Genomic DNA, 10,680 nt, shown 5'->3' with positions numbered 1-10,680 from the left:
GGAATGTCACCGGTTGAATACCGGAACAATTCCTCCCAGAAAATTGCATAACCATCCTCCAATTTTAGGGGTTCAGGTCAGTTCTTTTTTTATTTTTATTGACTTAAATCATTAATAGATATATAAACTTAATAAGTAGTTTTTAACTTAAAATTAATTTTTTATCATAAATTACTATACATAAGTTTTACGTTTTACCGGAGTGATGATAATGAAAAAATACAGTAATACTGTTTGGACGATTTTTTTGCTATACGTTTTAATTTTATTATTTAGCGTCCACAGTTTAGTAATCTTTATTGCTGGATTGGCAATGCTTTCTATCCCAGTCGGATTAAGAAATATGCTGATTGTTGATTTCCATAATCGAACTAAATGGTTCAACGTCGTAATGACAATCGTCGATGTATTGTTATTAGCCGCAATCATTTGGATCAATATCAAATAAAAAAGCATACGCTTTGGCGTATGCTTTTTAATATATCCATAGCATTAACATTATTAAAATGTCCCATGAACAGTGGAATATGATTGGTGCTATTATTCCGTTTGATTCCTCTCTGGATTTACCTAATAAGATTCCGGCTAATATGTAGTACATTAGTGAAATGATACTAAATAAAGAATGGGATATCCCATAAATAACTGATGAAAATAGAATAGCGTATTTTTCGCTAAAATTGTCCTTTAAAAACGACTGAATTAAACCTCTGAAAAATAGTTCCACAATGATTGGTGATAGTGTTAGACTAGCAATAATACACAGTAATTGTAATTTTGGATCAGTATATCTAATTAAATTTGATAGATTGGTCTGAAAATTTTCGTGAGGTTTGGCAGTCAAAAGAACGAATGAAACCTCTAGGAGAAGTAGTTCGATTCCAATTACTACCAACCTGAAATTAAAATGATTATTGCGGAAAACATCAGTCACTTTATTGATGATTATTTTATGGTATAGATAAATAATAATCGCCATTAAGATAATAAATGCAACTAATATCTCAATAACGGCATAGGAAAAAGGTTCATCTGTTGAATAAAAGATTGGATATCGGACAAGCTCCATTAACGGTGAAAGGAATATCAAGATAAATATAAATGATGTTTTTTTCATCGTATTCACTCCTTGATTACTGTTTTTTTACTATTCGATAGATGTTCAGTTATTAATCAATTATAATTCTATAATTTTATTGCGCTGGATAATTTTTTCTAAAAAAATAAAACTGATTTTAGACAATTTTAAAAAGGGGGGCACCAACATGAAACAAAAGAAAACCAAGAATAATTCTGTTAAATCATGGATAATTTTGATTTTCATTATTATACTTGGTAGCGCCGTTTTAGGCACGATTTATGACTTAATATCCAATATTTTTATTGTTAAAAATTGGCACGATTTTCTTAAATTAGCAATTATTTCAGCAACTTGCGGGGTATTATTATTCGGTTTATACCTAATCTATAGCTTTATTTCCGAAAAAATTCATAAAAAACATCCAACATGGTTTGCCCCACAAGATCCACCATTGAAAAAATAAAAGCACACATTTCTGTGTGCTTTTTTATTTGGCATTATTTTCCCAGCCATTTCTAGCATCGTTGGCATCGACGATGGATTGGCGTAGTTCATTTGGCTTATTGTCGATAATGGTTTTCTTTAATACTGCTAATTGTTTTTCAAACGCATCGATTTGTTCTAAAAGATTATCGGAATTGCTGGTCAAAATATCCGACCAGACATCGGGATTGCTCTTGGCGATTCTAGTGGAATCTAATAGTCCGTTTCCCATGCTGATATCGGTGGCGTAGACGTCTCTTAGAGAGTCGTTGACCGTCAAAGTTAAAGCGTAGGTAATAAAATGAGGTAGGTGGCTAATAGTTGAAACGATTTGATCATGTTTATCAGCTGAGACTTCTTTAAAACGAAGGTGTCCAGATTTCAACAATTCCTTAATCGTATTTACTTGTTGGTTGTTGCCGTTATGGTTAACCAAGAAGTATGTATGATTGGCAAGCATTTCAATCGAACCATTTTCACTTCCGGTGAGATGTGATCCAGCCATGGGATGACCACCAATGAATGTGATATCTTTATCGACTAATTGGTTGGCCGCTTCTAAGATATTGACCTTGCTGCTGCCGACATCGGTGACAATTACCGACGATTTTAATTGTAAATCACTCAACTTCTTGATGTCTTCGATGATGCTGTTAACTGGACTAGCCAGGATGATGACGTCAGCTTGTTTGCTGCCATCATCAAAGTTAGTAGCTTCGTTGATAATTTTATGTTCTAACAAAAAATCGGTGTTTTTTTTATTGATATCGTTGCCTAAAATTCGTGCATCTGGGGCAGACTTTCTGATGATTCGCGCAATACTGCTGCCGATTAATCCTAATCCATTAATAAAAATTGTGGTCATAGTGCCATCTCCTAAATTCAAAATAAAAAACCAGCTCGATGAATACAAATCACCTAGCTGGTTTTAATTTTGATTTCGTCAAAAATCATCATTAACAAATTACCCCGACTAGGTGAACTCACACCTAGTCAGTAAAAATCAAATAAGACAATTACTACTTAGATGTGTCTACGTAATAATAGTCGCGATAATAATTTTTACTTTGGATTTGCTTATTCATGATGATTCCTCCCCGTTTATTTGTATTAATTTAAACATACGTGTGGGGTAAATACAAACATTTCTCTAATTTTTATTTAATTAAACATTTTTCGCTAATATAAACGCCTTGATATAAAGGGGTTTAACAAATATTTGCAATAGTTAAATCTAATTGTTTTCTAATTTTATTGTTGACTTTTAAAATTCAGGGAGTAAACTGAACTCAATTAAATAATTCGTCCATAAAAAAACCAATGATGTGGAGATCAAGATTGTTGTGCACGCACAGAGAGTCGTCGATGATGGGAATACGACCGAACGCAGGCAGTTAAATGGACCACGGAGGGTTCTTCCGAAAAAGAAATTGAGTACGGAGAAACGTCGGGCATACGTCAGTTGCCGGGGGTGTGAACACGCACCTCGCTGAGGAGGGATTAGTCTATTTTGATATAAACATCTATACATTTATTTGGAGTAGTCTAATCTAATTAAGGTGGCACCGCGGGGAAAATCCGTCCTTAACAAAGCATTAATTGCGTTGTTATGGGCGGATTTTTTTAATGCAATCAATTTGCGAGGTGATCACATTGTTGACCAAAGAAGAGTTACGGAATTTAACTAGTCGATATGAATACTTACCGGTGAGCTATCAGTTTAGCATCGATAGCTTTAACCCATACAAGATTGTCGAAAGCATCGACCCCAATCATCAACAATCGATGGTATTTAGCCACGATGATGGTAAATCCACAACGGTGATTGTGGAACCCAAAAAGATTATTACCGTCTTGGATAATCAGATTGTGGTGAAGGAAAAAGATGATGTTTATCAAACTACTCAGAATCCAATCGATTTTCTAAACGATTACTATCAACACCATCGCACAGTTAAAACCGCGGATGGATTTCATACAGGATTGATTGGCTATTTCGGTTATGACTTTTCTAAGTACGCCAATAACCATCTACCAAAGACCCACGATGAATTGGGATTACAGGATATCGAATTGTTCGAACCAGATATCACCATCAACTATCAAAAGCATGAAGTTACTTTAACCAAATTAATTCTAAGTGACGATTTCAATCAAAATTTTGAAACAACCAAAGAAGAGTTAAAACATTTCGCCACTCGATTGAAGCAAATCTTAGCTGAAGAGGTTGAAACCACCGAGAACGTCGACATCACCGAATCGTTTCATAACCAATTCCAACAAGCTGAATTCAGCGAAAAGGTCGATGCAGTCAAAAGACACATCTATGACGGCGACATCTTCCAAATGATCTTATCGAATCCCTATCAAACAAAGGCGAAGGGATCATTAATCAACGTCGGAAAGTACCTAGAAGAAAACATCTACTCACCGTATCATTTCTATTTTGCCCATGACCATTTCGAAGCAGTTGGTGCATCACCTGAAACACTAATTCAAAAGACCAACGATAAGTTATTCAGCTATCCGCTAGCTGGAACCAGAAGACGAGGCAAGACCAAAGAAGAGGATGACTTCTTCGCCGACGAACTTAGACACAGTCCCAAGGAACAATCCGAACACAACATGCTAGTTGATTTAGGCAGAAACGATGTCGGAAATATCAGTGAGATTGGCACGGTAAAGGTCACTAAGTACATGGAGCTATTGAAGTTCTCAAACGTGATGCATTTAGGTTCCAAGGTAGAGGGGATTGCCAAAAAAGACATCACACCAATCGATATCATCGCAAAGACATTACCTGCCGGAACATTATCCGGCGCACCGAAATTATCCGCAATGCAAATCATTCGAGAATTGGAACAACGCAAACGTGGAATCTACGGTGGTGGGATTGGTTATATCGATTTTTCCGGCGACTTAGATTTATGTATCGGCATTAGATTGGCATACAAACAAGATGACAATTTAGTTGTTCACGCTGGAGCCGGAATCGTGACTAGCAGTGATGCACACCAAGAATTTCACGAGTTTGAAAATAAAAGCAGAGTAATTATGGACGCGATTAAAGAAGTGGAGGCCCAACATGATTTTATTAATTGATAACTACGACAGTTTTACATTTAACCTGGTCCAAGAAATTGGCAAGTTAGTCGATCAAGAAATCCTAGTTTTAAAAAACGACGTGGTCACAGTCGACGATTTAGACCGACCTGACCTAACAGCATTGGTACTTTCACCAGGACCGGGTCGTCCAGAAGACGCCGGAAACATGAACGAAGTCCTAAAGGCAGCCGTTGGTAAGGTCCCAGTATTAGGTGTTTGTCTAGGTCACCAAGCTATCGGTGAAGTCTACGGTGCTCAGGTGACCAACGCGCCAGAAATTATGCATGGCAAGACCGACATGATGGAACAAATTTCAGACAATGACATTTTCGCTAATTGTCCGAGCCACTTCACAATTGGCCGCTATCACTCACTAGTCATTGACGAAGAAAGTATTCCTGACAATTTAAACGTGATTGGAAGAGGTAGTGATGGCACCGTCCAAGCCGTGGCCGACGAACAAAACCATGTCTACGGTGTCGAATTCCATCCAGAGTCAATCATGACCGACCAATCAGCAGCACAACAAATATTTTTGAACTTCTTTAAATTAGCTAACTAGAAAGGAATGGATAACATGATTAATACCGCAATTAAAAAATTAACTGACCAACAAGATTTAACATACAACGAAATGAACGATGTGATGAACGAAGTAATGGATGGTAAGACCGGGGACATCGAGATTTCATCCTTTCTAACCAGTCTAAGCATCAAGGGTGAAAACATCGAAGAGATTGCTGGAGCAGCCGCTTCCATGCGTGACCACGCAGCCGAATTCGACAGCCAAATCGATGCCATCGACATCGTTGGAACCGGTGGTGATCATTCCAACTCATTTAACATCTCAACCACCACTGGGATAGTCCTAGCTAGCCTGGGCATTCCAGTCGTAAAACACGGCAACCGCGCTGCTTCTTCCAAGAGTGGGGCAGCCGACATGCTTCAAGCACTTGGTTTTAACATCAACCTAACCCAAGCTGAAAGCGAAAAGATGCTAGCCGATAAAAACTTCTGCTTCCTATTTGCTCAAAAGTATCACCAAGCAATGCGCTTCGTGGCACCGGTAAGAAAGACACTAGGCATTCGCACTATCTTCAATGTCTTAGGACCATTGGCTAACCCAGCTCATGCGAAGAAACAAGTCTTAGGTGTCTATGACGAATCATTACTATTACCTCTGGCAAAGACATTAATTCAATTAGGTGTCACTAACGGCAAGGTAATCTTTGGCACCGACGGATTGGATGAAGCATCTATCTCAGCACCAACCAAGATTGTAAACATCATCGATGGTGTGATTAGTGAAGACGAGATTACCCCAGAACAATTTGGTTTAAAACGATACGCCAAGGAAGAAATTGTTGGAGGGACTCCTGAAGATAACGCCAAAATCACTCGTGAAATTATTGATGGTAAACCAGGAGCCAAACGAGATGTTGTCTTGTTAAACGCCGGTCTAGCAATTAACACCTACAAACCAGATGTTTCAATTCAAGATGGTATCCAAATGGCACAAGAAGCCATCGATTCTGGGAGAACCAAAAGACTATTGGATGCACTATTAGCGTATTAGGAGGTAAGCCGATGATACTAGATGATTTAGTCGCAGCGACTCAACAAAGAACTGAATATGAACAATCAATCGTCTCCTTAGCCGACCTAAAGAACGCGGTAAGTGATTTACCACAAACCAATCCAAACGACGTGTATGAAAGATTTAGAAGACCGGGGATGCATGTGATTGGTGAAATCAAAAAGGCATCGCCATCCAAGGGAGAAATCGTCGATAATCTCGACTACATCGGGATTGCCAAACAATATCATGATGCAGATGTTACCGCCATTTCGGTCTTAACCGAACCCAAATACTTCAAGGGGCATATTTATTATCTTAAGGAAATCAATCAAAAAGTCGATGCGGTGACCCTTCGCAAAGACTTCATCATCAATCCATACATGATCTACCAGGCAAAAGCTGCTGGCGCCAAAATCATCTTGTTGATTGTGGCCATCCTATCCAAAGACCAATTGAAAGAATACTTCGATTTAGCTCACAAATTAGGTTTAGCTGTATTAGTCGAAGCCCACGATGAAGACGAAGTAGCGACCGCGCTTTCGGTTGGTGCTCAAATGATTGGTGTGAATAATCGTAATCTAAAGGACTTCTCGGTGTCGTTTGCTAACAGTATTAACCTACGTAAAAAGGTGCCAGAGGATGTCATTTTTATCGCCGAAAGTGGTGTAAAAAGCATTGAAGATACTGAAAAATTAAAGGAGATTGGCGTTAACGGCGTTTTGATTGGCGAGACATTGATGAAGTCAGCTAATCCGATTGAATTCATTAAAAAAGTACAAGGTGATGCATAATGGTAAAAATCAAAATTTGCGGAATTACCGATTTAAAAGAGGCTGAGATTATCAATCAGACCAAACCAGACTACTTCGGCCTAGTCTTTGCCAGTGGTAGTCACCTAGTTGATATCGATACCGCCAGCCAAATTAGGCAAGCAGTTGATGATGATATTCCAGCTGTTGGTGTATTCGTGAATGCGGAGTTTGCATTCATTAAACGACTAGTTGATGCCAAAATTATTCAAGTCGCCCAGTTACATGGCAGCGAGAATGCGGAAGATATCAAACGAATTCAAACAGATTTAAACATTCCAGTAATCGACGTAATCAACGAAGACAAGCTACATAGAAATAGTGAGGCAGACTATTTGATGGTCGATGCGCGAACATCAATGGTAACCAAAAATCAATTAAATGACGTAGATTCAAATCTGTTTGTTGCCGGTGGCATTAATCCAAACAACGCACAAAAGATAATCGATGAGACCAATCCGTTTGCGATTGATGTGAGTCGTGGCGTCGAGGTCGACGGTAAGAAGAATATTGAACTAGTAAAAGCAATTGTGGCAGTTGCCCACAACAATTAAGGAGGAATTATTATGACTAACAAAGCAGGAAGATTCGACGAGTACGGTGGTCAATACGTTCCAGAAACATTGATGAATGAACTAAATCGAATGGCCGATGAATACGAAAAGGCCAGACAAGATCCAGAATTTCAAGCAGAACTACAGGACCTATTGAATAACTACGCTAACCGTCCATCTCTTTTGTCATACGCTAAACGAATGACGGAAGACTTGGGTGGAGCGCAAATTTATTTCAAACGTGAAGACCTAAACCATACCGGTGCCCACAAGATTAATAACGTGATTGGCCAAGCGTTATTGGCAAAACGAATGGGGAAGACCAGATTGATTGCGGAGACTGGTGCCGGTCAACACGGTGTGGCCACCGCCACCATTGCGGCATTGTTTGGCATGGAATGTGAAATCTTCATGGGAAAAGAAGATACCGACCGGCAAAAGTTAAACGTCTATCGAATGGAACTACTGGGTGCTAAGGTGAACTCAGTGACCTCTGGTTCAATGGTATTAAAGGATGCGATTAATGCCGCTCTACAAGAATTCTCTGCTCGTACCGACGACACATTCTACGTGATGGGTTCAGCTACCGGACCCCATCCATATCCATTGATGGTTCGTGACTTCCAAAGTGTCATTAGTAAGGAATCCAAGGAACAATTCAAAAAGATTAACAATAAACTACCAGATGCGATTGTCGCCTGTGTCGGTGGTGGAAGCAATGCCATCGGTAGTTTTGCCAACTACATCGAAGATCCATCAGTAAAACTAATTGGTGTCGAAGCAGCCGGTAAGGGTGTTGAGACCGATTTAACCGCCGCCACTCTTGAATGTGGTAGTGAAGGGGTCTTTCATGGGATGAAATCAATCTTCCTACAAACGAAAACGGGTCAAATCAAACCGGTATACTCAATCTCAGCCGGATTAGATTATCCAGGAGTAGGTCCAGAACACGCGGCACTAGCCAAATCAGGTCGTGCTCAATATGTCGGCATTACCGATGATGAAGCTGTCGATGCGTTTGAATACATCGCCAGAACCGAAGGAATCGTCGCCGCAATTGAAAGCTGTCATGCGGTCGCATATGTAAGAAAACTGGCACCTACGATGAGCAAGGACCAAACAATTATATGTACACTTTCCGGCCGTGGTGATAAGGATGTCGCCGCAATTGGTAAATACAGAGGAGTTGACGTAAATGAATAAATTAGTTGAAACTATGCAAGGTGGTAATAAGTTAGTTGGATACGTTGTTGCCAACGACCCTGATATTGATACAACGATTAAAAACGTGGTGGCGTTATCCGAAGGTGGCGCAGATGTCGTTGAAATTGGGATTCCATTCTCTGATCCAGTCGCCGATGGACCGGTCATCCAACGTGCCGATTTACGTGCCTTGTCAGACGGCGAATTACCAATGGACAAGGTCTTTGCGATGGTCGATGAAATTCATCAAAAGACCGATATCACCCTTGCCTTTTTGACCTATCTAAACGTCGTCTTGCAATACGGCTACGATGAATTTTGTCTTCAATGTTTAAAACACGGGGTGAGTGGATTAATCATTCCAGACCTACCTTACGAGGAACAAGATGAGTTATTACCGTTTATCGATAAATACGATTTAGCGTTAGTCCCACTAGTGACCTTGAATTCTGATGATCGAATTGAGAAATTATTGCAACATGCCAAAGGATTTATCTATCTAGTATCATCATTGGGAGTGACGGGTGAGAGGGATGAATTCTCCAGTTATCTATCCGGAATTGTCCAAAAGATAAAGGAATACACCGATGTACCGGTCGCCATTGGGTTTGGAATTCATTCAGCCAAACAAGCCAGTGAAATGAATCAAATCTCCGACGGTGTCATCATCGGAAGTTCGTTTGTCAGAATCGTCGAAGAGAATCAACAAGAGGCTCCGAAGCGTCTAAAGGATTACGCCAACGAAATTAAACAAGCAATTATTGAATAGAAAAAGCACACAATCATGTGTGCTTTTTTCATATCCTTTCAATAAATTATATAAGTTGTATAATTACATTAGCCTATAAAAAAAGAAGATGATAGACATGAAATTTGGTATGAGAAAACCAAGCTGGAAAAAGTCATTATCAGCACGAACAAGAGGACGTGCGGTACGTTCAATGAAACGTGCGATTAACCCATACTATGGTAAGAAGGGTATGGGATGGATTAATAATCCGCATAATGCGTTATATAACAAGGTCTACCATAAGACAACTTTCAACTTGTTTAAGTGGTAAACAATACCCCGTTCAGGCGGGGAATACATATGAAACGTAGTAGATCAGATGGATAATAAACAAATGATTTTTGCATTCATAAGGGTACAATCAGTACTGTTTGCTTTAATGACTTCTTCTTTTCTAATCTGGGATAGCTTTTTCGAAGATTAGTAGAAAGCAAAACAAAATTTTTGATGATTTTATTTTTTGAAACTATTATGTAGTTGCGTTCGGGATGATTAATCCTTTTGAAACGCTTTAAAACAAGTTAATTTTTTATAAGGTCTTTCTTTATCGAGCTTTCCCATCTCGTGTAAGAAAGGCTTTTTTATTTTATAAATCGATCTATAATGAGTTAAAAGCTAATTATAGGAGTTTTTTAATGAAAGATATTACTGAAATTGCATGCGAATCTTACAAAGAAGATTTAAGAAGTTATGATAATCCGGATTACGTTATTACATATCCAAATTATGATTGGAAAATGTCTTATGTAGCTTATGATGCAATGTTAAATGAATTGACTGATTATCATAATTTGAACCAACCGGATACGGATTATGAAACGTTTGATGTAAATAACAATGAAGATGTAATTTTTAAATGTTCATTTTTTAAATCTGTATATAGAATATTCAATGTAAGTTGCTTCGAATATAATAACTACATTGGCAATAAAGGATTTATAAAGGGTAAGGACAAAATTTATTATGTTATAAAAAAGCAGTGAAATAAAATTCACTGAACTGAACCCCTTGAGTTGGAGAAATCTAACTTAAGGGGTTCTTTTATGTTTTCTAAAGAATTAAAATTAGCTGCCATT

Annotated in this window: 13 protein-coding genes; 11 read left to right on the top strand and 2 right to left on the bottom strand. The window is 38.6% G+C overall.

Going from position 1 to position 10,680, the window contains the following annotated elements; all coding sequences use genetic code 11:
- The first annotated feature begins 211 nt into the window (after positions 1–211).
- The gene (locus J3U50_RS04585; RefSeq protein WP_034531036.1) at positions 212–448 is read left to right on the top strand and encodes a hypothetical protein; all 237 of its coding nucleotides are present in this window, start codon (positions 212–214) and stop codon (positions 446–448) included.
- A 27-nt stretch (positions 449–475) separates the two neighbouring features.
- Here J3U50_RS04585 and J3U50_RS04580 read toward each other — a convergent pair whose 3' ends face one another.
- Positions 476–1,117 carry a CPBP family intramembrane glutamic endopeptidase gene (locus tag J3U50_RS04580; protein WP_301945665.1) on the bottom strand — a complete coding sequence of 214 codons (642 nt, stop codon included), beginning with the start codon at positions 1,115–1,117 and terminating at the stop codon, positions 476–478.
- Between the two features lie 148 nt (positions 1,118–1,265).
- On the opposite strand from J3U50_RS04580, the gene J3U50_RS04575 reads away from it, so the two are divergent.
- Positions 1,266–1,544 carry a hypothetical protein gene (locus tag J3U50_RS04575; RefSeq protein ID WP_301945664.1) on the top strand — a complete coding sequence of 93 codons (279 nt, stop codon included), beginning with the start codon at positions 1,266–1,268 and terminating at the stop codon, positions 1,542–1,544.
- Positions 1,545–1,568: 24 nt separating this feature from the next.
- Here the strand turns inward: J3U50_RS04575 and J3U50_RS04570 are convergent, their stop codons facing one another.
- On the bottom strand, positions 1,569–2,429 hold the full coding sequence (locus tag J3U50_RS04570; RefSeq protein WP_301945663.1) for a prephenate dehydrogenase/arogenate dehydrogenase family protein: 861 nt from the start codon (positions 2,427–2,429) through the stop codon (positions 1,569–1,571).
- 761 nt (positions 2,430–3,190) lie between these two features.
- Between J3U50_RS04570 and J3U50_RS04565 the strand changes: the two genes are divergently transcribed.
- The 9 genes from J3U50_RS04565 (at position 3,191) to J3U50_RS04525 (ending at position 10,587) form a co-directional block, all read left to right on the top strand.
- A complete protein-coding gene (locus tag J3U50_RS04565) occupies positions 3,191–4,666 on the top strand; it encodes an anthranilate synthase component I family protein (RefSeq protein ID WP_301945662.1) in 1,476 nt (491 codons plus the stop codon).
- A complete protein-coding gene (locus tag J3U50_RS04560) occupies positions 4,650–5,231 on the top strand; it encodes an aminodeoxychorismate/anthranilate synthase component II (RefSeq protein WP_301945661.1) in 582 nt (193 codons plus the stop codon). Before J3U50_RS04565 ends, J3U50_RS04560 begins: the two co-directional genes overlap by 17 nt.
- Before the next feature lie 15 nt (positions 5,232–5,246).
- Positions 5,247–6,245, top strand: coding sequence for an anthranilate phosphoribosyltransferase (trpD, locus tag J3U50_RS04555; RefSeq protein WP_301945660.1), 999 nt, complete (start codon positions 5,247–5,249; stop codon positions 6,243–6,245).
- Positions 6,246–6,256: 11 nt separating this feature from the next.
- The gene (gene trpC, locus J3U50_RS04550; protein WP_301945659.1) at positions 6,257–7,039 is read left to right on the top strand and encodes an indole-3-glycerol phosphate synthase TrpC; all 783 of its coding nucleotides are present in this window, start codon (positions 6,257–6,259) and stop codon (positions 7,037–7,039) included.
- The gene (locus J3U50_RS04545) at positions 7,039–7,611 is read left to right on the top strand and encodes a phosphoribosylanthranilate isomerase (protein ID WP_301945658.1); all 573 of its coding nucleotides are present in this window, start codon (positions 7,039–7,041) and stop codon (positions 7,609–7,611) included. Before trpC ends, J3U50_RS04545 begins: the two co-directional genes overlap by 1 nt.
- Before the next feature lie 12 nt (positions 7,612–7,623).
- Complete coding sequence (gene trpB / locus J3U50_RS04540) at positions 7,624–8,814, top strand: tryptophan synthase subunit beta (RefSeq protein ID WP_301945657.1); 1,191 nt, start codon at positions 7,624–7,626, stop codon at positions 8,812–8,814.
- Positions 8,807–9,583, top strand: a complete 777-nt coding sequence (gene trpA, locus J3U50_RS04535) for a tryptophan synthase subunit alpha (protein WP_301945656.1) — start codon at positions 8,807–8,809, stop codon at positions 9,581–9,583. The genes trpB and trpA overlap by 8 nt, the downstream gene beginning before the upstream one ends.
- A 97-nt stretch (positions 9,584–9,680) precedes the next feature.
- Positions 9,681–9,875 (top strand): hypothetical protein, encoded by a 195-nt coding sequence (locus J3U50_RS04530; protein ID WP_301945655.1) that lies wholly within the window; start codon positions 9,681–9,683, stop codon positions 9,873–9,875.
- Positions 9,876–10,239: 364 nt separating this feature from the next.
- Positions 10,240–10,587 (top strand): hypothetical protein, encoded by a 348-nt coding sequence (locus J3U50_RS04525; RefSeq protein WP_301945654.1) that lies wholly within the window; start codon positions 10,240–10,242, stop codon positions 10,585–10,587.
- Positions 10,588–10,680 lie beyond the last annotated feature (93 nt).

It is taken from the genome of Lactobacillus sp. B3795, assembly GCF_026535805.1.
Taxonomy (GTDB): domain Bacteria; phylum Bacillota; class Bacilli; order Lactobacillales; family Lactobacillaceae; genus Apilactobacillus; species Apilactobacillus kunkeei_C.
This window is presented reverse-complemented; position numbering and strand designations above follow the sequence as displayed.

Bases quoted from the DNA above. Each gene is read 5' to 3' on its own strand.
- J3U50_RS04570 (WP_301945663.1), bottom strand. From the start codon at position 2,429: ATGACCACAATTTTTATTAATGGATTAGGATTAATCGGCAGCAGTATT.
- trpB (WP_301945657.1), top strand. From the start codon at position 7,624: ATGACTAACAAAGCAGGAAGATTCGACGAGTACGGTGGTCAATACGTT.
- J3U50_RS04580 (WP_301945665.1), bottom strand. From the start codon at position 1,117: ATGAAAAAAACATCATTTATATTTATCTTGATATTCCTTTCACCGTTA.
- trpD (WP_301945660.1), top strand. From the start codon at position 5,247: ATGATTAATACCGCAATTAAAAAATTAACTGACCAACAAGATTTAACA.
- J3U50_RS04575 (WP_301945664.1), top strand. From the start codon at position 1,266: ATGAAACAAAAGAAAACCAAGAATAATTCTGTTAAATCATGGATAATT.
- J3U50_RS04560 (WP_301945661.1), top strand. From the start codon at position 4,650: ATGATTTTATTAATTGATAACTACGACAGTTTTACATTTAACCTGGTC.
- J3U50_RS04525 (WP_301945654.1), top strand. From the start codon at position 10,240: ATGAAAGATATTACTGAAATTGCATGCGAATCTTACAAAGAAGATTTA.
- trpA (WP_301945656.1), top strand. From the start codon at position 8,807: ATGAATAAATTAGTTGAAACTATGCAAGGTGGTAATAAGTTAGTTGGA.
- J3U50_RS04585 (WP_034531036.1), top strand. From the start codon at position 212: ATGAAAAAATACAGTAATACTGTTTGGACGATTTTTTTGCTATACGTT.
- J3U50_RS04545 (WP_301945658.1), top strand. From the start codon at position 7,039: ATGGTAAAAATCAAAATTTGCGGAATTACCGATTTAAAAGAGGCTGAG.
- J3U50_RS04565 (WP_301945662.1), top strand. From the start codon at position 3,191: ATGCAATCAATTTGCGAGGTGATCACATTGTTGACCAAAGAAGAGTTA.
- J3U50_RS04530 (WP_301945655.1), top strand. From the start codon at position 9,681: ATGAAATTTGGTATGAGAAAACCAAGCTGGAAAAAGTCATTATCAGCA.
- trpC (WP_301945659.1), top strand. From the start codon at position 6,257: ATGATACTAGATGATTTAGTCGCAGCGACTCAACAAAGAACTGAATAT.